This window comes from Bradyrhizobium centrolobii (assembly GCF_001641635.1).
Lineage (GTDB): Bacteria > Pseudomonadota > Alphaproteobacteria > Rhizobiales > Xanthobacteraceae > Bradyrhizobium > Bradyrhizobium centrolobii.
This window is the reverse complement of record NZ_LUUB01000121.1, coordinates 65,132-88,648: the sequence shown is the minus strand read 5'-3', so window position 1 is coordinate 88,648 and position 23,517 is coordinate 65,132. Positions and strand designations below refer to the sequence as shown.

24 protein-coding genes are annotated in these 23,517 nt (G+C 64.3%); 15 read left to right on the top strand and 9 right to left on the bottom strand.

Going from position 1 to position 23,517, the window contains the following annotated elements; all coding sequences use genetic code 11:
• Positions 1–89 precede the first annotated feature (89 nt).
• From tnpA to AYJ54_RS43385, 4 genes are read left to right on the top strand one after another with little or no spacing between them, the layout of a single operon-like run.
• Positions 90–512 carry an IS66-like element accessory protein TnpA gene (gene tnpA / locus AYJ54_RS53635; RefSeq protein ID WP_063697018.1) on the top strand — a complete coding sequence of 141 codons (423 nt, stop codon included), beginning with the start codon at positions 90–92 and terminating at the stop codon, positions 510–512.
• Entirely contained in the window at positions 509–865 is a 357-nt protein-coding gene (gene tnpB, locus AYJ54_RS43395) for an IS66 family insertion sequence element accessory protein TnpB (RefSeq protein WP_063697016.1), read from the top strand. The genes tnpA and tnpB overlap by 4 nt, the downstream gene beginning before the upstream one ends.
• 50 nt (positions 866–915) lie before the next feature.
• The gene (gene tnpC, locus AYJ54_RS43390) at positions 916–2,466 is read left to right on the top strand and encodes an IS66 family transposase (RefSeq protein WP_063697015.1); all 1,551 of its coding nucleotides are present in this window, start codon (positions 916–918) and stop codon (positions 2,464–2,466) included.
• Positions 2,463–3,107: a UPF0149 family protein gene (locus AYJ54_RS43385; RefSeq protein WP_063697013.1), complete on the top strand. Its 645-nt coding sequence runs from the start codon at positions 2,463–2,465 to the stop codon at positions 3,105–3,107. The genes tnpC and AYJ54_RS43385 overlap by 4 nt, the downstream gene beginning before the upstream one ends.
• A gap of 132 nt (positions 3,108–3,239) precedes the next feature.
• Here AYJ54_RS43385 and AYJ54_RS43380 read toward each other — a convergent pair whose 3' ends face one another.
• A complete protein-coding gene (locus AYJ54_RS43380; protein WP_063708611.1) occupies positions 3,240–3,479 on the bottom strand; it encodes a BrnA antitoxin family protein in 240 nt (79 codons plus the stop codon).
• Positions 3,480–3,482: 3 nt separating this feature from the next.
• Complete coding sequence (cysK, locus tag AYJ54_RS43375) at positions 3,483–4,460, bottom strand: cysteine synthase A (protein WP_063708610.1); 978 nt, start codon at positions 4,458–4,460, stop codon at positions 3,483–3,485.
• Positions 4,461–4,683: 223 nt separating this feature from the next.
• Here cysK and AYJ54_RS43370 point away from each other — a divergent pair, with 223 nt between their 5' ends.
• A complete protein-coding gene (locus tag AYJ54_RS43370) occupies positions 4,684–4,902 on the top strand; it encodes a hypothetical protein (RefSeq protein WP_063708609.1) in 219 nt (72 codons plus the stop codon).
• A 1-nt stretch (position 4,903) separates the two neighbouring features.
• On the opposite strand, the gene tgt is transcribed toward AYJ54_RS43370, so the two are convergent.
• On the bottom strand, positions 4,904–6,037 hold the full coding sequence (gene tgt / locus AYJ54_RS43365) for a tRNA guanosine(34) transglycosylase Tgt (RefSeq protein WP_063708608.1): 1,134 nt from the start codon (positions 6,035–6,037) through the stop codon (positions 4,904–4,906).
• A 216-nt stretch (positions 6,038–6,253) separates the two neighbouring features.
• Here tgt and AYJ54_RS43360 point away from each other — a divergent pair, with 216 nt between their 5' ends.
• The 4 genes from AYJ54_RS43360 (at position 6,254) to AYJ54_RS43345 (ending at position 10,482) form a co-directional block, all read left to right on the top strand.
• Entirely contained in the window at positions 6,254–7,435 is a 1,182-nt protein-coding gene (locus AYJ54_RS43360) for a patatin-like phospholipase family protein (RefSeq protein WP_063708607.1), read from the top strand.
• A 136-nt stretch (positions 7,436–7,571) separates the two neighbouring features.
• A complete protein-coding gene (locus AYJ54_RS43355) occupies positions 7,572–8,324 on the top strand; it encodes a TetR/AcrR family transcriptional regulator (protein ID WP_063708606.1) in 753 nt (250 codons plus the stop codon).
• 287 nt (positions 8,325–8,611) lie between these two features.
• Entirely contained in the window at positions 8,612–9,220 is a 609-nt protein-coding gene (locus tag AYJ54_RS43350; protein WP_245329312.1) for a PepSY domain-containing protein, read from the top strand.
• Between the two features lie 224 nt (positions 9,221–9,444).
• Entirely contained in the window at positions 9,445–10,482 is a 1,038-nt protein-coding gene (locus tag AYJ54_RS43345) for an aspartate-semialdehyde dehydrogenase (protein WP_063708604.1), read from the top strand.
• Positions 10,483–10,596: 114 nt separating this feature from the next.
• Here AYJ54_RS43345 and queA read toward each other — a convergent pair whose 3' ends face one another.
• From queA to coaD, 5 genes are all read right to left on the bottom strand, one after another.
• Complete coding sequence (gene queA / locus AYJ54_RS43340; protein ID WP_063708603.1) at positions 10,597–11,670, bottom strand: tRNA preQ1(34) S-adenosylmethionine ribosyltransferase-isomerase QueA; 1,074 nt, start codon at positions 11,668–11,670, stop codon at positions 10,597–10,599.
• Positions 11,671–11,793: 123 nt separating this feature from the next.
• Positions 11,794–12,258, bottom strand: a complete 465-nt coding sequence (locus AYJ54_RS43335) for a peptidylprolyl isomerase (protein WP_063708602.1) — start codon at positions 12,256–12,258, stop codon at positions 11,794–11,796.
• Positions 12,255–12,671 (bottom strand): hypothetical protein, encoded by a 417-nt coding sequence (locus AYJ54_RS43330; protein ID WP_063708601.1) that lies wholly within the window; start codon positions 12,669–12,671, stop codon positions 12,255–12,257. Before AYJ54_RS43330 ends, AYJ54_RS43335 begins: the two co-directional genes overlap by 4 nt.
• A gap of 8 nt (positions 12,672–12,679) precedes the next feature.
• Positions 12,680–13,243, bottom strand: coding sequence for a peptidylprolyl isomerase (locus AYJ54_RS43325; protein ID WP_063708600.1), 564 nt, complete (start codon positions 13,241–13,243; stop codon positions 12,680–12,682).
• 36 nt (positions 13,244–13,279) lie between these two features.
• A complete protein-coding gene (coaD, locus tag AYJ54_RS43320) occupies positions 13,280–13,777 on the bottom strand; it encodes a pantetheine-phosphate adenylyltransferase (RefSeq protein WP_063708599.1) in 498 nt (165 codons plus the stop codon).
• Positions 13,778–14,034: 257 nt separating this feature from the next.
• Between coaD and AYJ54_RS43315 the strand changes: the two genes are divergently transcribed.
• From AYJ54_RS43315 to AYJ54_RS43290, 6 genes are all read left to right on the top strand, one after another.
• Positions 14,035–14,292, top strand: coding sequence for a hypothetical protein (locus tag AYJ54_RS43315; RefSeq protein ID WP_063708598.1), 258 nt, complete (start codon positions 14,035–14,037; stop codon positions 14,290–14,292).
• A 190-nt stretch (positions 14,293–14,482) separates the two neighbouring features.
• Entirely contained in the window at positions 14,483–16,336 is a 1,854-nt protein-coding gene (locus AYJ54_RS43310; RefSeq protein ID WP_063708615.1) for a potassium transporter Kup, read from the top strand.
• 246 nt (positions 16,337–16,582) lie between these two features.
• Positions 16,583–17,800 carry an acyltransferase family protein gene (locus tag AYJ54_RS43305; RefSeq protein ID WP_063708597.1) on the top strand — a complete coding sequence of 406 codons (1,218 nt, stop codon included), beginning with the start codon at positions 16,583–16,585 and terminating at the stop codon, positions 17,798–17,800.
• 10 nt (positions 17,801–17,810) lie between these two features.
• On the top strand, positions 17,811–18,944 hold the full coding sequence (locus AYJ54_RS43300) for an ABC transporter permease (protein WP_063708596.1): 1,134 nt from the start codon (positions 17,811–17,813) through the stop codon (positions 18,942–18,944).
• Positions 18,941–19,675 carry an ABC transporter ATP-binding protein gene (locus AYJ54_RS43295; protein ID WP_063708595.1) on the top strand — a complete coding sequence of 245 codons (735 nt, stop codon included), beginning with the start codon at positions 18,941–18,943 and terminating at the stop codon, positions 19,673–19,675. Before AYJ54_RS43300 ends, AYJ54_RS43295 begins: the two co-directional genes overlap by 4 nt.
• Positions 19,676–19,706: 31 nt before the next feature.
• Positions 19,707–20,633, top strand: a complete 927-nt coding sequence (locus tag AYJ54_RS43290) for an alpha/beta hydrolase (RefSeq protein WP_063708594.1) — start codon at positions 19,707–19,709, stop codon at positions 20,631–20,633.
• Here the strand turns inward: AYJ54_RS43290 and gyrA are convergent.
• A complete protein-coding gene (gyrA, locus tag AYJ54_RS43285; RefSeq protein WP_063708593.1) occupies positions 20,630–23,380 on the bottom strand; it encodes a DNA gyrase subunit A in 2,751 nt (916 codons plus the stop codon). The genes AYJ54_RS43290 and gyrA overlap by 4 nt on opposite strands.
• Positions 23,381–23,517: the final 137 nt, after the last annotated feature.

Sequence of the window (23,517 nt, the reverse complement as noted above, 5' to 3'; positions counted from 1 at the left end):
GATAGCGGTACGACGACCCCACCTCGTTTAGGTGGACGGCATGAGCGAGACTCGCGCCTAGATTCGACAGCGCGAGGGACACTGACTCCATGCATCAAGACAGACATCAAGACAGGCATGACGCCGCCTCCTATCAGCGGATCGAAGTGATCACGGGGGAGACGCGACGGCGCAGTTGGAGCGATGCAGAGAAGGCGCGGATCGTGGCCGAGAGCGCCGATCCGGAGACGAGCATTTCCGAGGTGGCGCGGCGCAACGGGGTCAACCGGGGACTGCTCAGTGTGTGGCGGCGCAATGCGCGGCTTGCGTCGAGCGAAGGGCCGCAGTTCGTGCAGGTCAGGCTCGATGACGCCGTCGAGGCGCGGCCGAACGTGATCGATAAGCCACACGTTCTGGCGGGTCCGGCCGAGCGGATCGAGGTGATGATCGCGGGCGCGACGGTGCGCGTGCCCGTCGGCGTCGACGCCGCGACGCTGGAGCGCGTGCTGGCGGCGGTGAGATCGATGCGATGATCACGTTCGGTCCAATGATCCGTGTGTTCGTCGCGACGCAGCCGATTGACTTTCGCAAAGGCGTTCATGGCCTGGTCGCGCTGGTGGCGGAGGGATTGGGCGGCAAACCCTACAGCGGCGACGTTTACGTCTTCCGATCGAAGCGATCGGATCGTTTGAAGCTTCTCGTTTTTGACGGCTCTGGAATAGTTCTAGCGACGAAGTGGCTCGAGAATGGGAGCTTCGCCTGGCCACCTGTTCGCGAGGGTACGATGCTGGTGACGGGGGCGCAACTGGCGATGCTGATCGAAGGTCTTGCGGAGTGGTCGCGTGTGGTCCCGAAGGTGACGAAGCGGCCGACGAAAGTCGCCTGAATCGTCTTGTTTTGCTGGCGAGTCCGGGTGTGTTCGTGTAGCTCTGCGATATGGCGCTTCGCCCTGAAGATCTCCCCTCTGACCCTGCGGCTCTCGCCGAGATGGTGCTGGCTTTCGAAGGCGAGAACGACGATCTGCGCGCAGAGATCGCCACGTTGAAGAGCCTGATCTTCGGCTCGCGATCGGAGCGCTCGGCGATCGTCTGTGCCGAACAGATCGCGTTCGATCTGGAACGGACCGCCGGCGCGCAGCCTCCGGCCAACGATGACGAACCGGACGCGTCGAGACCGAAGCGGCGCAAAGCGAGGCGCAACATCGGCGCGCTACCGGCGCATCTGCCCCGGGTCGAGCGGGTGATCGAGCCGGCGTCCACGCTCTGCCCGTGCTGCACGGGTCAGATGCATCGGATCGGCGAGGAGAGCAGCGAAGCGCTCGATCGGGTTCCCGCGTGGCTGCGTGTGCTCCGCACGATCCGTCCCAAATATGCCTGCCGCGCCTGTGAGGGCCCGATCGTCCAGGCCCCGGCACCGGCGCGGCTCGTCGAGGGCGGCATGGTGACGACGGCGCTGATCGCGCATATCGCCGCGGCCAAATATGCCTGGCAATCGACGCTCTACCGCCAGACGCAGATCCTGGCGGGCCAGGGTGTCGTCGTCGACCGTCAGACGCTGGCGCGCTGGATGGGGAGCGCGGCGTGGCTGGTCAGGGGCCTCTACGATCTGCAACTGAAGACCATGCACGGCTTCGAGCGGTTGTTCTGCGATGAGACGCCGATGCCGGTGCTCGACCCGGGACGCGGCCGCACGAGGACCTGCCAGTTCTGGGCGCATGCGACGGACGATCGGGCGTGGAAGGGTCCGGCACCGCCTGCGGTCGCCTATGTGTTCGCGGGCGGTCGCGGCAAGAAGGAGATCGTGGCGCAGTTGGCCGGCTTCGAAGGCGTGCTGCAAGTCGACGGCTATGCCGCCTACGCCTCGCTGGTGGGCGATGCGAAGATGTCGGGCAAGATCCAGCTGGCGTATTGTCTCGTTCACGCGCGCCGCAACTTCGTGAGGGTGCACAAGACGACGAACTCACCCTTCGCCGCGGAGGTCATCGAGCGCATCGCAGCCGTCTACGCGATCGAGGAGAGGATCCGCGGTCTCGACGCCGGAGAACGCCGCGCGGCGCGACAGGCCGAGACGAAGCCGATGATGGAGGCGTTGAAGGCCCGTCTGGTCGCGGTGAAAGACGGAATCTCCTGCCGCTCGACGCTCATCAAGGCGATCGATTACATGCTCGAACGCTGGCAGGGCCTGACGGCGTTCCTGGATGACGGGCGGCTCGAGCCAGACAGCAACACCGTCGAGCGATCGATCAGGCCAATTGCGATCGGGAAAAAGAACTCGTTGTTCAGTGGTGACGAGGGCGGGGGCGAGACATGGGCGGTACTCTCTTCGCTTCTTAACACGGCCAAATTGAATGGCCTCGACCCCGAGGCCTATCTCGTCGACGTTCTCGAGCGGATAGTGAGTGGCGCCACGAAGGTCAACCAGCTTCACGAACTTCTGGCCTGGAACTGGAAGGCCGCACGCGAAGCCGACAAGCGGGCTGTGGCATGACGAAGCCGAAGCGACGGCGAGGAAAACCGGCCAAGACGACGATGGCGGACTATGCCATGTCGTTCGAACGGCTCGGACAATGGATGAGCGAGCGCGCCAGGTCGCCGACGCTTCGGCATCCGCGGGCGACGTCGCTCTCCATGCTCGACGGCGCAGTGGCCGCTGTCGTCGCCGGGCCGGTCTCGATGGCCTCGGAGGAATGGGTGTGCCCGCTCCTCGGCGTCGATCCCGATGCCTTCAATCACGACACCGAGGAGTTCTCGGCGATCGCCGCCACGCTGATGCGCCACAACGCGATCAGCGAGACACTGTCGACGAGACCGGAGAGCTTCGAGCCACTGTTCGTGCGATCGCAGGACGGCGAAGTCGACCCGCAGCCCTGGTGCATGGGCTTCTACGCCGTCATGAAGCTTCGGCTTCTCGTCTGGTCGCGGCTTCTCTCCCCGAACGGAACCGAACACCTTATGCTGCGACCGATCCTGGTCCACTACATCGATGACGCCGGTCGGCCCTTGCTGCCCCCGGCCCGGCACAAGCTGGGAACGCCGCCCATCGTCCAAAACGCCTGGCGCGACATTCCAGCAGCCGTCGAGGCCCTGCGGCAGTTCTGGATGCCTATACGCTTCAAGCGTGGCGCGTAGGCCGTCCGCGCCAAGTCCGTGGCCCTCTCGTACCGCTTACTCTCGAAGGATGAAAGCCCGGCAGCAGCAGCAGGCCCTTCATGGTTCGAGGCCGTGCTGACGCGCCTCCTCTCCATGATGAGGAGTTGGAGCTTACTTCCCCGCCGCCTTGCGCAGCGCCTCGTTGATGCGGTCCTGCCAGCCGGGACCGCCCTCCTGGAAGTACTCGAGCACGTCCTGGTCGATCCGCAGCGTGACCTGCTCCTTGATTCCGGGCGCCACGTTCTTCTTTGGTGGCGCCTCGGCGACCTTGGCGGTCACCTTCTTGAACGCCGCCTCTGCCTCGGTCCGCGCATCGCCCAATGTCCGCGGCCGCCTCGGTTGATCCGCCATATCCTAGATTCCCTCAAACAGCGCCGTCGAAAGATAGCGCTCCGCGAAGGACGGCACCACCGCCAGAATGGTCTTGCCGGCGGCCTCCGCCCGCTTGCCGATCTGGAGCGCCGCGGCGATCGCGGCGCCCGAGGAGATGCCGCCCGGAATGCCTTCATGACGCGCCAGCGCCCGCGACACCTCTATCGCGGTCGTGGAGTTAATCTTGACGATCTCGTCGATCACGGAGCGGTCGAGAATGTCGGGAACGAAGCCGGCGCCGATGCCCTGGATCTTGTGCGGCGTATGCTGTCCACCCGACAGCACGGGGCTCTCCTCCGGCTCGACGGCGACCATCCGCAACGAAGGCTTGCGCGGCTTGAGCACCTGGCCGACGCCGGTGATGGTGCCACCGGTGCCGACGCCGGCGACGAAGATATCGATGTTGCCGCCGGTGTCGTTCCAGATCTCCTCCGCGGTGGTGCGGCGGTGCACCTCGGGATTGGCGAGGTTCTTGAACTGCTGCGGCATCACCGAGTTCGGCGTCGTCTTCAGAAGTTCTTCCGCAGCGGCGATCGCGCCCTTCATGCCCTGGGCGGCCGGCGTCAGCACAAGCTCCGCGCCGAGGAACGCCAGCATCTTGCGGCGCTCGATCGACATGGACTCCGGCATCACCAGCTTCAGACGATAGCCGCGCGAAGCAGCCACGAAGGCGAGCGCGATGCCCGTATTGCCGGACGTCGGCTCGATCAGCACGGTGTCCGGCTTGATGATGCCGGCCTTCTCCATCGCGATGATCATGGCGGCGCCGATGCGATCCTTCACGCTCGCAGCCGGATTGAAATATTCAAGTTTTGCCAAAATGGTCGCGTTCACGCCGTGCATGCCCGGCAGGCGGCGCAGTCGCACGATCGGCGTGTCACCGAAGGCTTCGACGATCGAGTCATAAATCCGACCGCGGCCGGGTTGATGCGCTGCACTTGTGGTGGACGATGCGTCCATGATGAACTCCCTGTGACAACAATTTGCGCGCTGATCGCGGCTTTTGCGCAGTTACAGACAGCTTGTGATGACACGCAAGCGACAATGCGGCACATGTTAAATACGCTGCATCGCAAAATCGCGTGATCTGCAAATATCAGAAAACCAACGCATTTGTGTTGCGACCTCGTCAACTGATTCTGCTTATGTTAGACTTAGGTCTCAAAGCAGGGAGGTCACCACCATGTCAGCAGTTGCTGAAGTGTTGACGACCGTCGCGCCAAACCGCGATCCGCGTTGCAGCGAGTTGCCCACCTGTCCCGTCTGCGCCGATTCCATGGTCGCCGCCGAAGCCTCCGCCTACGTCTCGGATCACGTGATCAGCTATCTCTGGACCTGCGACACCTGCGGCTACGGCTTCGTTACCAAGCACGCCGTCAAGCAACGGTTCCTTTGCAACTAGGCTAGCGTGGGGCGATGTCGCCCCTCGCCCAGTCCTCACGCGTGCGCTGGTAGAACTCTTCGAACGTCCCCTGAGCGATCGCGTCCCTGATGCCCTGCATCAGGAACTGGTAATAAGCGACATTGATCTCGGACAGCAGCATCGCCCCCAGCGTCTCGCCCGACTTGACGAGATGGTGAAGGTAGGCGCGCGCGTAGCTGCGCGTCGATGGCCAGGAGCTCTCTTCATCCAGCGGACGCGGATCGTCGGCGTGGCGCGCGTTGCGCAGGTTGACCTGGCCGAAGCGCGTGAAGGCGACGCCATGCCGGCCATTGCGCGTCGGCATCACGCAATCGAACATGTCGATGCCGCGTTTCACGGCTTCGAGGATGTCGTCCGGCGTGCCGACGCCCATCAGATAGCGTGGCCGCCCCCGCGGCAGCGCCGGTGCCGTCTCGTCGATCATCGCCAGCATCACCTCTTGCGGCTCGCCGACGGCGAGGCCGCCGATCGCATAGCCGTGAAAGCCCGTCTCGACGAGGCCTTCCGCACTGGCATGACGAAGCTGCGGCACGTCGCCTCCCTGCACGATGCCGAACAGCATGTAACCGTCGGGCGCACTCTCGAAGGCGCGCTTGGACCGCTCGGCCCAGCGCAGCGACAATTGCATCGCGCGCTCGATGTCGTCGCGCTCGGCTGGCAACCGCACACATTCGTCCATCTGCATGGCAATGTCGGAGCCGAGGAAGCGCTGCACCTCGATCGAGCGCTCCGGCGACAGCTCGACCTTGGCGCCGTCGATATGCGAGCGGAAGGTGACGGCGTTCTCGCTGACCTTGCGCAGGTCCGACAGCGACATCACCTGGAAGCCGCCGGAATCCGTGAGCATCGGCCCGTTCCAGCCGGTAAACCGCTGCAGGCCGCCGAGCGCAGAGATGCGCTCGGCACCAGGACGCAGCATCAGGTGATAGGTGTTGCCGAGCACGATGTCGGCGCCGGCGTCGCGCACCTCGCGCCAATGCATGCCCTTCATGGCGCCGGCGGTGCCGACCGGCATGAACGCCGGCGTCCGCACCACACCATGCGGCGTGGTCAGGCGCCCGGTACGCGCGGCACCATCGGTCGCGAGCAATTCGAAATGATTGGGAAGACTCATGGCGGTGCTTATTGCGTGTCGGGAGAGGCCAATCAACCCGCCCGAGATCCAGTTGGAGCAGCTTATGCCCCAAGCTGGGACACAATTATCGCAGACCTGGGGAACACGACGGCTTGTTAAATAAAACGATACAGTGTAGTTTTATCCGGGGGCTGGACGAGACGCCGCGGCGACGCTGACGGCGGTAGCATATGCGTAATCTCCAGCCGCTAACCCATGCTCTCCCCTTCATGCTCGACTGACGTATCCATCTCCTCCGGTGGTTGGATCAAACGGACTGCCGCTCGCCTGTTCGTGTCGGCGGTGCTGGCGTGCAGCCTCGCGCTGACCGCCTGCACCTCGCTGCCGCGAACGCCTTACACCGCGGCCGAGGCCAGCTCCTCGCGCGTGCTCGATATCGACGGCTTGCGGCGCTACGCCGACGAGCCCATTACGAAATTCAGCTTCGAAAAAGAGTATAGCGCCGCGAGCCGAACCTATCTCGCGCTCTCCGGCGGTGGTGCTGACGGCGCCTATGGCGTTGGCGTCCTGAACGGCTGGAGCGCGGCCGGCACCCGTCCCACCTTCTCGGTCGTTTCGGGCGTCAGCACCGGTGGCCTGATTGCGCCGTTTGCATTCCTTGGACCTCAGTATGACGACACGCTGCGGGAGGTCTACACCAGCGGCATCGCGGAGAGCCTGCTGAATGACCCCAGCATCATCCGGGTGCTGTTCGGATCCGGCCTGTTCGGCAATAAGCGGCTGCGCGAGCTGGTGGCGCGCTATGTCGGGCCGGAGATCCTGGCTCAGGTCGCACGCGAAAATGCCAAGGGCCGGAAGCTGCTGGTCGTGACGACCGATCTCGACACCCAGCGCACCGCCATCTGGGACATGGGCAAGATCGCCGCGGTCGGCACGCCCGAAGCGCTGCACTTGTTTCGCGACGTGATGGCGGCCTCCGCCAGCATCCCCCTGGTGTTTCCGCCCATCCTGATCGAGGCCGAAGGCCAGGGCCGGCGATTTCAGGAGATGCATGTCGACGGCGGCGTGACGGCCCCGGTGCTGACGCTGCCGGAAGCCCTGCTCTTCCAGGGACGCCTGCCCGGCAACGCGAAGATGGACATCTACATCCTCGTCAACAAGAAGATCGAACGAAACTTCGAGCTCGTGTCCAACAGCACCATCGACGTCGCCTCGCGCAGCCTGTCCTCGATCACGCAGTCGCAGACGCGTTCGATCATCTTCTCGACCTACGACTTCGCCAAACGCAACCGGCTGGGCTTCCATCTTTCCTACATCGAGCGCGATTATCCCGCGCCACCCTCGGAAGGGTTCGACACCGCCTATATGCGGGCGCTGTACCAGTATGGATATGAGAAGGCCGCGGCCGGCCAGGCCTGGACGTTGACGCTGCCATGAGCCCCTCGTGACGGAACGACGACCTGCGGAAACCGTTGACGATACGACCAATTCGGCCAGATTCGCGATGACGCCCCCGCTCCTGCGCGATATAGAGCGAATGACGACCGTTGGGAACGCGCAGGAATCATTGGGCATGGGATTGACTGCGACCAAGACAAGAACGCCAACGCGCTCCGCACGGCGCGAGGTCCCGAAATCGCGCGGCGGCCGGCCGACGAAGAGCGCCGCCCTCGAGCGCGACCAGCGGCTGATTGAGGTCGCGACCCGGCTGTTCCTGGATCGCGGTTTCGATGCAACCTCGCTCGATGCGGTCGCGGAAGCGGCCCGCGTCAGCAAACCCACGGTCTATTCCCGTTACGGCGACAAGCGCGGGCTGTTCACAGCCGTGCTGAGGCGCGAAATTGATCGCTGGCTTGCGCCGCTGTCCGCGGCCGCCGAGACGCAACTCGGCAGCTCCTCGGACGTCTCGGTCGAGCAGCGATTGGTCGAGGTCGGACGGGAGATGCTGACATTTACCTGCGGGCCCGATGCAGTCGCCTTCAGCCGCATGATGACGTCACAGGCCATCAACTTCCCCGACATCGCCAAGCTCGGCAAGGAAGAGGGCTGGCTGAAGGCCGTCGCCACGACTGCGCGCTTCTTTGACCACCTGGTGGCTCAGGGCGCGCTCGATGTCGAAGACACTACCATCGCGGCCGAGGTGTTTCTCGACGTCGTCGTCGGTCACACCCACCGCATGGCGACGTTCGGAACGGCGCTGGAGATCAAGTCCGCCGAAAAGCGCATGCGCGCAGCGATCAAGCTGTTCCTGGCCGGCGCGCTCGGGCCTGCGGACCGCGTTCAGACCGCCCCCGGGGCAACTTCACGCCGCCGCACCTCCCGCTAACAACTTCGTGACATCGATGGGTTATCCCCGCGTTGCGGCAAATGGCGCCTTGAACGAAATAAAACGATACGGTATGGTTTAGTTTATAAGAAAGATGCGGGTCCAGCTTGCAACAGCCCCCGGGCAGACCTGCATCGCTCTTCAGACTTTGAGCACCGAAAACGGGTACAGCCCGTTCTCGACGCTCCGCGGCCGGCCTGTTGCCCCTGGTCGGCCGCGCAATTCTGTTCAAGACGATCCGGCCGACCGGCCGCTAAGACACGGGTCTCGGCATGGAGACTAAGACAGTGCGTGCCCTCAAAGATTGGAAGCAGTTGTTTGCGATCACGCTATCCGCGCTGCTCGTCGCGGCGCCGGCGCACGCGGTCGTCACGACCAGCGGCACGCCGGCCGCCCTTCACGACGAGACGGATGGCGACGCCGAGGCCGACCGCCAGGCGGTCAGCCGCGAGATCGAGCGCTTCCGCAGCTCGTCGATCTCGCTGAGCCAGGCCATGGCGATCGCCGAAGCTCGGCATGCCGGCGCGACGACGGCCGATGTGAGCTTCGACGGTGCCTCGGGCGTGCCGGTCTACCGGGTGAAAACCCTGCACAACGACCGCATCTGGCGGCACACCATCAATGCCGCGACGGGCGAGCTCATCGGCGGCGAAGCCGCCCTCCCCCTGGGCGAGCTTGATACCGAGGATCGCAACAACCTGGCTGCACTGGGCGCGATCCGGCACCGCCTCGCGGACGCCGTACGTGTCGCCGAGCGTGCCGCGTCGGGCAAGGCGATCAGCGGCGGGCTCGTCCGCGAGCGCGGCCGGCTGAATTTCGCGATCGTCGTCATCAGCGGCGATGACCTCAAGGAGGTCATCCTCGAACCACCGGGCGCGCGGACAAAACAGCGGTAGGTGCGGCCCGCGGCTGCAATTCGGCCGAAAAGCCATTGACGGGCGCAAAACTCTCCCGCATAAGTCGCCGCCATGTTCACGACCACGAAACGCACGACGAAAACCACCACGGCCTTCGGGGCCCGGGGAGGCGTGCGCGCGTAGTCGTCGACTTAACGCATCAGCTCTACCGAAGCCCCGCCCTCGATGGTCCGGGGCTTTTTTGTTGTCTGCAACTCAATGGAATGGAGGAGAAAGTGAGTAATGATCCCGTCGTCGCGATTGTCGGCGTCACCGGTGCGGTGGGCGCCGAATTCATCGCCACCATGGACAAGCGCGGCTTTCGCCTCGCCAAGCTCAAGGCACTCGCGAGCGCCCGGTCGGCCGGCAAGACGGTGTCGTTCCGCGGCAGGGATGTCGTGATCGAGGAGCTCACCGAGCGTTCCTTTGACGGCGTCGATATCGCCCTGTTCTCCGCCGGCAGCGGCATCTCCAGGAAGTACGCGCCGATCGCGGTGAAGGCCGGCGCCGTCGTCGTCGACAACTCCTCCGCCTTCCGCATGGATCCGAACGTGCCGCTGGTGATCCCCGAAATCAATGCGCCCCGTATCCGCGACCACAAGGGCATCATTGCCAACCCGAACTGCGCCGCGATCACCGCGCTGGTGCCGCTCTGGCCGATCCACCAGAAGAACCGCATCAAGCGCGTGATCATCTCGACCTACCAGGCGGCAAGCGGCGCCGGCGCGGCCGCGATGGACGAGCTCGTGGAATCCACCCGCGCCAGCCTCAACGGACAGGTCTATACGCCCAGGGTGATGCCGCACCCCTACGCCTTCAATCTCTTCAACCACAACACCGCGGTCGATCCCGAGACCGGCTACAACGACGAAGAGACCAAGGTCATCAAGGAAACCCGCAAGATTTTTGAGGACGAGAAGATCGCGATCGGCGTCACCTGCGTCCGCGTGCCCGTGCTGCGCGCCCATTGCGAGGCCATCACGTTCGAATGCGAGAAGCCGATCACCGAGGACCAGGTCCGCGCGATCATGGCGCAGGCGCCCGGCGTGAAGATCGTCGATGACCGCGCCAAGAACTACTTCCCGATGCCGATCGACGCCTCGGGCCAGGACGACGTCCTGGTCGGCCGCATCCGCAAGGACCTCAGCGATCCCTCAGGGCACTCGATCTCGATGTTCGTGGCGGCGGATCAGCTCTTGAAGGGTGCAGCGCTGAACGCGGTGCAGATCGCGGAGCTGTTGCCGGAGCGCGTGATGGCGTAACGAGGAAGATGCGTAGGGTGGGTTAGCGAAGCTAAACCCACCTCTTTCGCGTCCGCGGAGGCAAACAGTGGTGGGTTACGCCTTCGGCTAACCCACCCTACGATTCTGCCAAGCCTACTCGCCCGCCCGAAACAGCAGGCACGCATCCCCATACGAATAGAACCGATAGCCTTCCGCAATCGCGTGCGCGTAGGCCTGCTTCATCGTCTCCAGGCCCGCGAAGGCCGAGACCAGCATGAACAGCGTCGAGCGCGGCAGGTGGAAGTTGGTCAGCAGAACATCGACAGCACGGAAGCGATAGCCGGGCGTGATGAAGATGGACGTATCAGCCGCGAACGGCTCGATCGTGCCGTCCTCATCGGCGGCACTCTCAAGCAGTCGCAATGACGTCGTGCCGACGGCAATGATGCGGCCGCCGGCGTTTTGCGCGGCGTTCAACGCATCCGCAGTCTCGGCCGAGATCGTCCCCCACTCCGCATGCATCCTGTGGCCTTCGGTGTCCTCCACCTTGACCGGCAGGAAGGTCCCCGCCCCGACATGCAGTGTGACGCGGTTGATGCCAATGCCGCAGTCATGCAGGGCCTGCTCCAGCGCCGGGGTGAAATGCAGACCCGCCGTCGGGGCTGCAACGGCGCCTTCATTCGCTGCAAACATCGTCTGGTAGTCGGCCGCGTCCTGATCGTCCGGCGTGCGTTTCGAGGCGATGTAGGGCGGCAGCGGCGGGCTGCCGAGATCCGATATCGCCTGGTCGAGCGTCGGGCCATGGAACGAGAACGACAACGTCACTTCGCCCTCCACGCCCTTGGCTTCCACCTCGGCATCGAGATGGCCGAGCAGGCAGACCTTGCCCTCATTGCCGAAGCGGATGCGGTCGCCGGCGACGAGCTTCTTGGCCGGCTTGACCAGCGCCTGCCAGCGCGAGCCGTCGAGGCGCTTGATCAGCGTCGCGTCGATCTTCGGCTCGGTCTCGCGTCCGATACGGCGGCCCCTCAGCTGAGCCGCGATCACCTTGGTGTCGTTGACGACGAGCTGGTCACCGGGCTTCAGCCATTGCGGCAGATCGGAGATGAACTGATCGCGCAGCACCCCATTCTCCACGACCAGCATCTTCGCGGAGTCGCGCGGGCTTGCCGGGCGCAACGCGATGCGCTCGGGCGGCAGGTCGAAGTCAAAGAGATCGGTGCGCATTCCTGCCTCACCACCACCGTCATTCCGGACGCCACGCTTCAAGCGCGGCGATCCGGAATCCCGAGATTGTGGCGCGAGATTCCGGGTTCGCACTTGCGTGCGCCCCGGAATGACGACGCGTGGTTACTCCGCGTCCGCCGCCATCCGCGCCTTGACGATCTTGTCGGGGTTCTGCACGGGCTCGCCGCGCTTGATCTTGTCGACGTTCTCCATCCCCTCGGTGACGTTGCCCCACACAGTGTACTGGTTATCGAGGAAGCGGGCGTCGTCGAAGCAGATGAAGAACTGGCTGTCAGCGGAATCGGGGTTGGCGGCGCGGGCCATCGAGGCGGTGCCGCGCACATGTGGCTCCTTGTTGAACTCGGCCTTCAGCTTCTTACCCGAGCCGCCAGTACCGGTGCCGTGCGGGCAGCCGGTCTGGGCCATGAAGCCGTCGATCACGCGATGGAAGACGATGCCGTCGTAGAAGCCTTCCCGCACCAGCTCCTTGATGCGCGCAACATGGTTCGGCGCAAGGTCGGGCCGCATCTCGATGGTGACGGGGCCCTGTGTGGTTTCGAGGATCAGGGTGTTTTCGGTGACGCTCATGCTCGTCTCTCTTGAGTTGGGGGTGAAGTCTTCCGGTTGCGGAACTGAACCGCGAATGGACGCCCCGCCGCGGCGCCAGCCATCGCATCGGTAAATGGCATCGGCGTGCAGCGTTGCAATGCCTCCATCACCGCGATCCGGTATTGCAGCCGGTCGTTGTCGGAGGCCTCCGCGGATTCGTAGGTAATCCTTGGATGGCCCAGAATGTCGCCGGACCGGTTAAAGCTCACCACGACGGTGATGTCGATGGGGCGAGCCTTGGCGGGCGGCGGCGGTCTCCAGCAGCTGCGCAGCCGCACGAAGACGTCGCGGATGGTATCGACCCGGTCAGGCGGCGTTTGCGCGGCCGCGCCGGATAGGCCAAGCAGAAGCGCCGCGGCAACCAGCAGGAGCTTTTCGCCGCGGCGCGCCATCGCGTCTCCTACTTGATGTCGGAAGCGACCTGCACCTTCACCATCTTGTCGGGGTCGGTGACGGTGCCGCTCGCCGATCCGGGCGAGGCCTTCTTCAACTTGTCGACGACGTCCATGCCCTGCACGACCTCACCGACCACGGTGTACTGGCCGTCGAGGCTGCCGCCGTCCGCGAACATGATGAAGAACTGCGAATTGGCGCTGTCGACGCTGTCGCCGCGCCGCGCCATCCCAACGATGCCGCGTGCAAAATGCACCTTGGAGAATTCCTGCTTCAGGTTCGGATATTTCGAGCCGCCGGTGCCGTTGAAATTCTGGCCGTCGCCGGTCTGCGCCATGAAGCCGTCCATCACGCGATGGAACGGCACGTTGTTGTAGAAGCCTTCGCGCGCGAGCTGCTTGATGCGCTCGGCATGCTGGGGCGCAAGATCGGTCCGGAGCTTGATGACGATGCGGCCCTTGGTGGTGTCGATGACGATGGCATTGGCCTTGTCCAGCCCCGCCGGCAATTGCTGCGCCACCGCCGGCACCGCGAATACGAGCGCGGCAAGAATTGCGAGAATACGGATCATGAAAACTCCGGATCAGGTGAGATGGAACGCGCGCCGTCAGCCGGCGAACTTTGCCTTGAGCTGTGCCGCAACCAGCGGCGGTACGAAGGCCGAGACGTCTCCGCCCATGCCGGCGATCTGGCGCACCAGTGTGGCGGTGATCGGGCGGACCATGGGCGAGGCGGGCAGGAAAACCGTATGCACCTCCGGCGCCATGGCCTCGTTCATGCCGGCGAGCTGCATCTCATAGTCGAGGTCGGTGCCGTCGCGCAGGCCCCGAATCATGATGGTCGCACGGTGCTTGCGCGCTGCGGTCACCGAAAGATCGTCGAACGTCGCCGTCTCGAGAACGCAGCCGGCCTGGGCCGCCACCGGATCGCAGACGTCGTGCAGCATCTTGAGCCGCTCCTCGGTCGAGAACAGCGGCTTCTTGCCGGGATGCACGCCGATCGCGACAACGAGCCTATCGCACAGCGGAACGGCGTGCCGGACGACGTCCAGATGGCCGTTGGTGATCGGGTCGAAGGAACCTGGATAGAAAGCGATGCGCGGCATGACCCGTCCTACCGCGCCCGGCCCTGCCCGGCAAGCCGGACGGGTTCCCTATCCGTTTCCCGCAAAATCTCACGCCGGTCCTGTCGGCACTGGCCCGTTTGTTTCGTCCTGAGGGCGGCCACGAAACAAAACGGATCGCGAACGAAACCATTTTCGGTGTCCGTGAAGACGTCCGGAAACTGGCCATGGTTACTAAACCACCCAACGAATGACGGGCCGCAGACAAGGCGCAGCGGCCGCATCACAGGGGACCGTCGATGATCAAGGCTCTTTCAGCGATTGCAATCGCTGCGTGTGTTGCCGCAGCCCTTACCATCCTGCCCGGCTTCGCGCCGACCGTCGAAGCCAGCGTGCCTCAGCCGCTCGCCAAGAGCGACAGGCTCGACATCCGCACCATCGGCAAGGATTGCTCGCAGCAGGCCTGGCCGAATTTCGAAGCCTCCTGCCTGCGCCGCGCCGGCACCAAGGCTGACGTCCGCGAGGCCCGGCTGGTGACCGCCGACCGCACCCCGTAGGCGGTCTGGCAGCTTCGCGTCACATAAACCCCCATATAAATCTCGTGGATATTTGCGACGTCTCGTCGCAGACTGCGTAACGATCGCGTCCCTCGGAATGGCCCGTCGGGCGCGATCCTATTGGGGGTCGCCGTTGTCCAGTACGCCCGCAGTCGCTTCCGGCCACCATCCCGATCCGCTGCCGCTTGCCATGACCATGGGCGCCCTCGGGGTAGTCTACGGCGATATCGGCACCAGCCCCCTTTACGCACTGAGGGAAGCCGCCAAGGCGGCCGCCCATGGCGGCACCGTGTCCCCCGAAGCTGTCCTGGGGGTCGCCTCGCTCATCCTCTGGGCGCTGCTGCTGATCATCTCGCTGAAATATGCGCTGCTGATCCTGCGCGCGGACAATCGCGGCGAAGGCGGCATCGTCGCGCTGCTGGCGCTGCTGCATGCCCGCAACGCGCAGCCCGGCACCTGGCGCGCCCAGCTCCTGGTCGTCGGCCTCATTGGCGCAGCTCTGCTCTATGGCGACGGTGCGATCACGCCTGCGATCTCCGTGCTCAGCGCCATCGAAGGCCTCAAGGTCGACGCGCCCTCGCTGGCGCCTGTCGTGGTGCCCGTGACCATCGCCATCCTGGTCGGTCTGTTCATGATGCAGAAGCAGGGCACCGGCTTCATCGGCCGCATCTTCGGCCCGGTCATGCTGGCCTGGTTCGTCGTGCTCGCAGCGCTCGGCATCCACGGCATCGTCAAGGCCCCCGCGGTGCTCGCCGCGCTCAGCCCGCTCTATGCCTTCGAATTCCTGATCCACCAGGATTTCCACGTCTCCTTCGCGATCCTCGGCGCGGCCTTCCTCGCCGTGACTGGCGGCGAGGCCATGTACGCCGACATGGGCCATTTCGGCCGCTTCCCGATCCGGTTCGCCTGGTTCGCGATCTGCCTGCCCGCGCTGGTGCTGAACTATTTCGGCCAGGCCGCACTCCTGATCACCGACCCCGGCATGATCGACAATCCGTTCTTCCAGCTCTGCCCCGACGCCCTGCACTATGCGCTCGTTGCGTTCTCTGCCGTCGCGACCGTGATCGCCTCGCAGGCGATCATTTCCGGCGTGTTCTCGCTGACCCAGCAGTCGATTCAACTCGGCTTTCTGCCGCGCATGCAGATCCGCCACACCACGAGCCATGCGATGGGCCAGATTTACGTGCCGCTGGTGAACTGGCTGCTCGCCGCCGCAACCCTCGGCGCTGTCCTGAGCTTCGGCACCTCGGACGCGCTGGCCGGCGCCTATGGCATCGCGGTGTCGCTCTTGATGGCGATCACCACCCTGCTCGCCGCTCTCGTCGCGATCCAGTGGGGCTATTCGCCGTGGCTCGTGATCGCGGTCAACGGTTTCTTCTTCGTCATCGACGTGATCTTCTTCTCGGCCAATTCGATCAAGCTGTTCGAGGGCGGCTGGTTTCCGCTGCTGCTCGCCGGCCTCGTCGCCTTCCTGATGCTGACCTGGCGCAGCGGCGTGAAGCTGGTCGAGGCAGCGCGCGGCAAGCTGCGCCAGCCCGAGGAGGACCTGATCGAGACCGCGGTCAACAAGTGCAGCGCGCGGCTGCCCGGCACCGCGGTATTCCTGGCGTCGGTGCCGAACGGCGTGCCGCTGGCGCTGACGCAATTCGTCAACCACAACCACGTCCTGCACGAGCGCATCGTCCTCGTTACCGTACTGATCGAGGAATCCCCGCACATCGCCGACGAGGAGCGCGCCGAGGTGATCGAGATCATCACCGGCATCACCCGCGTGGTCCTGCATTACGGCTTCATGCAAAACCCGACGATCTATGAGGGCCTGCAGCTGGCCTGCCGCCAGGGCAAGCTGCCCGGCATCGACCTCTCCAACATCACCTACTATGTCGGCCGCGAGACCATCATCCCGCGCGAGGACATTCCGGGCATGTGGGTCTGGCGTGAAGGCCTGTTCGCCTTCCTCCAGCGCAACGCAGAACGCTCGGCCGCGTTCTTCGGCGTGCCGACGAGGCAGGTTGTGGAGTTCGGGACCGAGCTGGAGATCTAGCCGACGCGTTGCTCGTCCGCAGCAACGACAATGCGCGCCCTGCGCAGCAACGCTATGCTGGCACCTGTTGCGGCAAGATCTGGACCCACGAGCCCCCCGGCGCGCCGAGTGCCGGAGGTGCGGGCTTCAGCAAAACAGCGTCCGCCGCGGATCGGTTGCTGAAAATGCTCCGTGCCGAATTTGGAACAAGGTGGACCGCCTTTCAGTTGATTCTGGCGAGACCAAATCCTCGGCTGATGCTCCGCCATGGGCGCCAACGTCACATTCAGCAACTTGCGCGCTGTCGTCATCCTGATCGTGGTCGCCTTCCATTCGGCCCTTCCCTACCTCGCCTCGCAACCGCCGCACCCGTTCGCCTTCGACGCGCCGCCTTATCGGTGGATCGCGTTTCCGATCATCGACCGCGAGCGCTGGTTCGGGCTGGACCTGTTCTGCGCATGGCAAGACATCAGCTTGATGTCCCTGATGTTCCTTTTGGCGGGCCTGTTCACCCCGCAAGGCGTCATCCGCAAGGGCGCCGCCGCCTATCTCGCGGAGCGGTGGTGGCGAATTGGATTGCCCTTCGTGCTCGCGGTCGCCCTTCTCAGTCCGTTGGCATATTACGCGTCGTATCTGACGACCGCGACCGACCCATCGCCTGCGGCGTTTTGGCAGCACTGGCGCGCTTTGCCGATGTGGCCCTCGGGCCCGCAATGGTTCTTGTGGCAGCTTCTGTTGCTCAGCGGACTGGCCGCTGCACTGCATGAACTCGTGCCGTCATGGCCACGGGCCGCGAGGCTGATCGTCGCCAGGTGCGACGATCGTCCGCTGCTCTTCTTTGCAGGCCTGACAAGTCTGTCGGGGCTGGCCTATGTCCCGCTGGCGATGATCTTTACGCCCTGGGAATGGACCTCTTTCGGCCCATTGTCTTTCCAGCTAAGCCGCCCGCTGCACTATCTCCTCTATTTCTCCGCGGGATCTGCCATCGGCGTCTACGGCTATGATCGCAGTGTTTTCCGCGCCGACGGCCCACTCGCGCGCCATTGGCCAGCCTGGGTTGCGGCAGCATTCGGCTGCTTTGCGGTATGGGGCGGGCTGACCTCGCTGACGATGCCAGACTGGAACGCCAGCCCGCCGGCATACCGCCTCGCCGCGGCCTTCGCCTTTCCCTTTGCGTGCGCAACAGGCGTAATCGCTTTCGTGGCAAGTTCGCTGGCATTGTTGCGGCGCCGTTCGACGCTCCTCGACAGTCTTTCGGCCAATGCCTACGGCATCTACCTCACGCATTACCCGTTTGTGCTGTGGCTGCAATATGCCCTGCTCGGCACGAGCCTGAATGCCGTCGGCAAGGCCACGTTCGTACTTATCGCGGCGCTGGTTCTAAGCTGGGCCGCAAGCGGACTCCTGACCGCGAGCGTGAGGCTGCTGGTCCACCGGCATCCTGGACTCCCGGGCAACGGTGCTATCTCAGATCAACCTCGATGACGGAACGTCCATGTCACTGGCCCCGACGCTCGCGTCCCGCAATCTCTTCCACGATCGCCTGCGCTTTATCGCGACGCTCGTCGGAATCGTCTTTTCGGTCGTGCTGGTGATGATCCAGATGGGCCTGTTCCTGGGCTTCGGTCGCATGGTGACGACAATGATCGACCATGCGTCAGCCGATCTCTGGGTGTTGCCGAAGGGAGCGAAATGCTTTGAGGACCCCTCGCTGCTGGATGCGAAGCTGCGCGACAAGGTCGCGTCCGTCGATGGCGTCGCCTCTGTGGTCCCGCTGGTCATCGGCTTCTCGGACTGGCGCCTCGAGAGCGGCGAGATGACACCCGTTTTTGTTGTCGGCGCCGATTTGCGTGATGGAAGCCTGGGGCCGTGGAACGTGGTCGAGGGCAACGTCCGCGCGCTGTCGCAAAATGGAGCCGTGGTCGTCGACCGCTCCTACTACGATCGCCTCGGCGTCTCAAAAGTCGGATCGACGGCCGAGATCCGCGGCCGCCGCGTGAAGGTCGTGGCCTTGACCGACGGCATCCGCTCCTTCACCACGACACCCTATATCTTCGTGGACCTTAAAAACGCCCGCACCTACACTGGAGCCTTTCCCGATCGCGCCAGCAATCTCCTGGTTCGCCTCAAGCCCGACGCCGATCGCGACACAGTCCTTGCGGCCGTCCGGGCCCAGGTTGGCGAGCACGAGGTGCTTACGACAGATGAATTCCGCAGCCGTAGCCGCTCGTTCTGGCTGTTCGGGACGGGCGCTGGCGCTGCACTGTTTGCCGGAGCATTGCTCGGAGTGATCGTCGGCACCGTCATCGTCGCGCAAACCCTCTATTCGAGCACCAAGGATCACCTCAGCGAATTCGCCACCCTGCGCGCAATGGGGTCGTCGAATGGATATATCTACAGGGTCATCATCTATCAGGCGCTCCTCAATGCGGTCATCGGCTTCGTCATTGCGACGGCGATTGGCGCCGTCGTCGTTGAGATGACTGCCAAGAGCGCGTTGCCGATCGTCATCACGCCCTGGCTGATTGCAGCTCTGTTTGTGCTGACGGTCGTCATGTGCGTGGCATCGGCGATCGGCGCAATCGTGCGTGTGGTGCGTATCGATCCTGCAACGGTGTTCATGCGATGAGCGAAACCATCATCGAGGCCACTGCAATCAAGAAAACGCTGGGCCGCGGCGCCGGGGAGGTGCAGGCGCTGCGCGGCGTGGACCTGGCGCTGCGGCGCGGCGAGCTCACGCTGCTGATGGGACCGTCCGGCAGCGGCAAGACGACCCTGCTGCTCGTTCTCGGATGCATGCTGGCGCCAAGCTCAGGCATCCTCACGGTGTGCGGCACGCCCACCTCTGGTGTCGACAAGGAGGGACTGGCTAAGATCAGGCGCGACCATATCGGTTTTGTGTTCCAGTCCTATCATCTGTTTCCAACCTTGACGGCTGCGCAGAACGTACGGCTCGCGGTCGACATTCGTGGCGAGCATGGGCGGAAAGCCAAGAAAGAGGCACGCAAGGCGCTGAGTATGGTCGGCCTGGAGCAGAAGGCCGATACGCTGCCAGGTGAGCTCAGCGGCGGTGAACAGCAGAGGGTCGCGATTGCGCGAGCCTTTGTCGCCAATCCCTCCGTGATTCTCGCCGACGAGCCAACTGCTGCCCTCGATGGCAACAACGGGCGAACCATCATGCGGATTCTGGCGGACACAGCACATCAGCGCGAGCGTGCCGTGCTCGTCGTCACCCACGATCCCCGGGTCATTCCTTTTGCGGATCGCATCGTCGAGATCGAGGACGGTTTGCTGGTCGGCACCGAATCCGGCGGACCCGAGCGCCTGCATTTCCCGAAGACAGCCGCATTCAGGCCGTAAGGCCCAAGCGAATGGAGCAAGAGGACGCACGATGAGCCTGCGCGCCGAAATGCTGCGCCTCGGCGTCCGCATTTTCCTGAAACGGCACCGTCAGCCATTCGACGTCGGGACGTGGCGGGCGAACATGCATCGCATGGAACGATGGGTGCCACATCCGCCAGCCGGCACCGAGACGAGGGTCGTACGGACCGGCCACCTCACGCTACACCGGATCGCCACGCCGGCGTCGCGGCCGGGGCGCAACCTGCTCTATCTCCATGGCGGGGCCTATATTTCGGGCGCGCCGATCTACTATCGCCATTTCACCTGGCGCATTGCCAATGCGACCAGGTCGACGGTCTGGGCGCTTGAATATCGCCTCGCACCCGAACATCCATTTCCCGCCGCGCTGGACGATGCTGTTGCCGGTTTTCTCTGGCTCGCCAACGAAACGAGCGCCCCCGGCGAACTGTTCGTGATGGGTGATTCAGCCGGCGGAGGCTTGGCCTTGTGCCTTCTCATGAGGCTGCGTGACGAGCGCAAGCCGCTTCCTGCCGCCGGGGTTGCCATGTCACCCTGGACCGATCTGGCGCTTACCGCGCCCTCGTTGACCGAGAATGCCGCGTCAGATCCGATGATGAACGTGCATGATATTCCGGAATTCGTGCGCTGCTATCTCGCAGGCGCCAACCCGTGCAGCCCCTATGTATCGCCGCTCTATGGCGACGCGTCCGGACTTCCGCCGGTGCTGATGCACGTCGGCAGCGATGAGATCCTGCGGGATGACGCTGTCCGAATGGCCGACAAGCTGAAACAGGGTAATCCGTGGAGCCGGCTGGAGGTCTGGCCGCGCATGCCGCACGTCTTCCAGCTCTTCGTCCCGGTACTGCCGGAAGCCCATGCGGCCATCGCGCAGATCGGAGAATTCATCTCCAACCTGCGTTGCGAGGCAACTTTGCCGGCTTCGCGGCCAGGCTAGACCCCGTTGCCGTTCCCGTTCTCGCCGTTACCGTTGCCGTTCTCGGTCTCTTCCGTAATGTGCTCGACCGAGACCACGTGCTCGTCCTCGGCGGTGTCGAACACGATCACGCCCTGCGTCGAGCGTCCGGCGATGCGGATGCCCTCGACCGGGCAGCGGATGAGCTGGCCCTTGTCGGTGACCAGCATGATCTGATCGGCCTCTTCCACCGGGAATGAGGCCACCAGATTGCCGTTGCGGTTGTTGACGCTCATGGCGACGATGCCTTTGCCGCCGCGGCCGGTGGTACGGTACTCGTAGGACGAGGTCCGCTTGCCATAACCGTTGACGGAGACGGTGAGCACCACCTGCTCCTGCGCCGACATCTCAACATAGCGCTCCTGCGGGAGCTGGAAGCTGCCGGACGCCTCCTCGGCCTCGGCATCGGCTGCCGTCTCCTCGACCACGCCCTCGCCGGCCACCGCGCGGCGCATCTTAAGGTATGTCGAGCGTTCGTCCGAGCTCGTCTCGACATGGCGCAGGATCGCCAGCGAGATCACTTTGTCTCCCTCCGCGAGCGCGATGCCGCGCACGCCCATCGAGGTGCGCCCGGTGAACACGCGCACGTCGGTGACGGGGAAGCGGATGCACTGGCCGCCGGCGGCGGTGAGCAGCACGTCATCGCGCTCGGTGCAGATCTGCACGTCGACGATCGCTTCATTGTCGTCGAGCTTCATCGCAATGATGCCGGAGCGGCGGACGTCGACGAAGTCGGACAGCTTGTTGCGGCGGACGTTGCCGCCGGTGGTGGCGAACATCACGTCGAGCTGGCCCCAGGTGGATTCATCCTCCGGCAGCGGCATGATGGTGGTGATACGCTCGCCCTGCTCCAGCGGCAGGATGTTGATCAGCGCCTTGCCACGCGCGTTGGGCGCGGCCATCGGCAGGCGCCAGACTTTTTCCTTGTAGACCTGGCCACGCGACGAGAAGAACAGCACCGGCGTGTGCGTGGAAGCCACGAACAGCCGGCTGACAAAATCCTCGTCGCGGGTCTGCATGCCGGCGCGGCCCTTGCCGCCGCGGCGCTGCGCCCGATAGGCCGACAGCGGCACGCGCTTGACGTAGCCGGCGTGCGACACGGTGACGACCATGTCCTCGCGCTGAATCAGGTCCTCGTCCTCGACCTCGCCTTCCTGCTCCATGATCACGGTGCGGCGCGGAGTGGCGAACTCCGCCTTCACCTCGGCGAGCTCGGTCTTGATGATGTCGAGGATACGGGCGCGCGAACGCAGAATCTCGAGATAGTCGCCGATCTCGCCGGCAAGCTTGGAGAGCTCGTCGCCGATTTCGTCCCGGCCGAGCGCGGTGAGGCGTGCCAGGCGCAATTCCAGGATGGCCCTTGCCTGCTCCATCGACAGGCGGATCGTACCGTCCGCGTTGATGCGGTGGCGGGGATCGTCGATCAGCGTGATGATGTCCTCGACGTCGCGCGCGGGCCAGTCCCGCGTCATCAACGTCTCGCGCGCGGCAGCCGGCGTGGGTGAGGTCCGGATCACACGGATAATCTCGTCGATATTGGCGACCGCGATCGCAAGGCCGACCTGCTCATGCGCGCGTTCGCGCGCCTTGCGCAGCCTGTACTTGGTACGCCGGGTGACGACCTGCTCGCGGAAGCCGACGAAGATCGTCAGCATGTCCTTCAGGTTCATCGTCTGCGGACGGCCGGAGTCGAGCGCGACAGCGTTAACGCCAAAAGTGGTCTGCAACGGCGTGAACTTGTAGAGCTGATTCAGCACGACGTCGGGCATGGCATCGCGCTTGAGCTCGACCACGACGCGATAGCCGTCGCGGTCGGACTCGTCGCGCAGATCGGAGATGCCCTCGATCTTCTTCTCCTTATAGAGCTCGGCGATGCGTTCGACCATCGTCGCCTTGTTCACCTGATACGGAATCTCGGTGATGATGATCGCCTCACGTTCTTTCCGGATCGTCTCGAACTCGACCTTGCCGCGCATCACGATGGAGCCACGGCCGAGATGATAGGCGCTGCGGATGCCCTGGCGTCCGAGGATGATGCCACCGGTCGGAAAGTCCGGGCCCGGGATGATGTTGATTAGCTCGTCGATGGTGAGCGAGGGATTGTCGATCAGCGCCACGCAGGCGTCGATCACCTCGCCGAGATTGTGCGGCGGGATATTGGTGGCCATGCCGACCGCGATGCCGCCGGCGCCGTTGACCAGCAGGTTCGGGAACCTGGCCGGCAGCACCACCGGCTCCCTCTCGGAGCCGTCGTAGTTGTCCTGGAAATCGACCGTGTCGTCGTCGATGTCCTCGAGCAGCTTCAGCGCGATCTTGGTCAGGCGGGACTCGGTGTAGCGCATCGCCGCCGGCGGATCGCCGTCGACCGAGCCGAAATTGCCCTGCCCGTCGATCAGCGGCGCGCGCATCGAAAAGTCCTGCGCCATGCGCACCAGCGCGTCGTAGATCGCCTGGTCGCCATGCGGGTGGTACTTACCCATGACCTCGCCGACGGCACCGGCGGACTTCTTGTGCTTCTTGTCCGGAGTATCGCCGCGATTGTTCATCGCGAACAGGATGCGGCGATGCACCGGCTTCAACCCGTCGCGCGCATCGGGCAGCGCACGCGCCACGATCACGCTCATGGCGTAATCGAGATAGGACTTCTTCATCTCCTCGTAGATGGAAACGGGGCGAATGTCCGAGGGTTGCGCCGGCTGGTCGCCGGGCTTGTTGTCGTCGTCAGCCAAGGGGAAATCCGGTGAGGTTTTGTCTGGGAATCATATAGCGCATCGGGGGGCCGATAACCACCCTCGCAGGGCGCTCGGGAGCGCTTTTTCCGACTGTTTTTCCAGAGACTTACGCGCTCTGAACCACCGTCTCTGGA

Bases quoted from the DNA above. Each gene is read 5' to 3' on its own strand.
- AYJ54_RS43360 (WP_063708607.1), top strand. From the start codon at position 6,254: ATGCTCTCCCCTTCATGCTCGACTGACGTATCCATCTCCTCCGGTGGT.
- AYJ54_RS43335 (WP_063708602.1), bottom strand. From the start codon at position 12,258: ATGAGCGTCACCGAAAACACCCTGATCCTCGAAACCACACAGGGCCCC.
- AYJ54_RS43370 (WP_063708609.1), top strand. From the start codon at position 4,684: ATGTCAGCAGTTGCTGAAGTGTTGACGACCGTCGCGCCAAACCGCGAT.
- tgt (WP_063708608.1), bottom strand. From the start codon at position 6,037: ATGAGTCTTCCCAATCATTTCGAATTGCTCGCGACCGATGGTGCCGCG.
- AYJ54_RS43305 (WP_063708597.1), top strand. From the start codon at position 16,583: ATGGGCGCCAACGTCACATTCAGCAACTTGCGCGCTGTCGTCATCCTG.
- AYJ54_RS43310 (WP_063708615.1), top strand. From the start codon at position 14,483: ATGACCATGGGCGCCCTCGGGGTAGTCTACGGCGATATCGGCACCAGC.
- AYJ54_RS43380 (WP_063708611.1), bottom strand. From the start codon at position 3,479: ATGGCGGATCAACCGAGGCGGCCGCGGACATTGGGCGATGCGCGGACC.
- AYJ54_RS43290 (WP_063708594.1), top strand. From the start codon at position 19,707: ATGAGCCTGCGCGCCGAAATGCTGCGCCTCGGCGTCCGCATTTTCCTG.
- AYJ54_RS43385 (WP_063697013.1), top strand. From the start codon at position 2,463: ATGACGAAGCCGAAGCGACGGCGAGGAAAACCGGCCAAGACGACGATG.
- AYJ54_RS43355 (WP_063708606.1), top strand. From the start codon at position 7,572: ATGGGATTGACTGCGACCAAGACAAGAACGCCAACGCGCTCCGCACGG.
- AYJ54_RS43345 (WP_063708604.1), top strand. From the start codon at position 9,445: ATGGAGGAGAAAGTGAGTAATGATCCCGTCGTCGCGATTGTCGGCGTC.
- queA (WP_063708603.1), bottom strand. From the start codon at position 11,670: ATGCGCACCGATCTCTTTGACTTCGACCTGCCGCCCGAGCGCATCGCG.
- AYJ54_RS43300 (WP_063708596.1), top strand. From the start codon at position 17,811: ATGTCACTGGCCCCGACGCTCGCGTCCCGCAATCTCTTCCACGATCGC.
- AYJ54_RS43315 (WP_063708598.1), top strand. From the start codon at position 14,035: ATGATCAAGGCTCTTTCAGCGATTGCAATCGCTGCGTGTGTTGCCGCA.
- cysK (WP_063708610.1), bottom strand. From the start codon at position 4,460: ATGGACGCATCGTCCACCACAAGTGCAGCGCATCAACCCGGCCGCGGT.
- AYJ54_RS43295 (WP_063708595.1), top strand. From the start codon at position 18,941: ATGAGCGAAACCATCATCGAGGCCACTGCAATCAAGAAAACGCTGGGC.
- coaD (WP_063708599.1), bottom strand. From the start codon at position 13,777: ATGCCGCGCATCGCTTTCTATCCAGGTTCCTTCGACCCGATCACCAAC.
- AYJ54_RS43330 (WP_063708601.1), bottom strand. From the start codon at position 12,671: ATGGCGCGCCGCGGCGAAAAGCTCCTGCTGGTTGCCGCGGCGCTTCTG.
- tnpB (WP_063697016.1), top strand. From the start codon at position 509: ATGATCACGTTCGGTCCAATGATCCGTGTGTTCGTCGCGACGCAGCCG.
- AYJ54_RS43325 (WP_063708600.1), bottom strand. From the start codon at position 13,243: ATGATCCGTATTCTCGCAATTCTTGCCGCGCTCGTATTCGCGGTGCCG.
- tnpC (WP_063697015.1), top strand. From the start codon at position 916: ATGGCGCTTCGCCCTGAAGATCTCCCCTCTGACCCTGCGGCTCTCGCC.
- tnpA (WP_063697018.1), top strand. From the start codon at position 90: ATGCATCAAGACAGACATCAAGACAGGCATGACGCCGCCTCCTATCAG.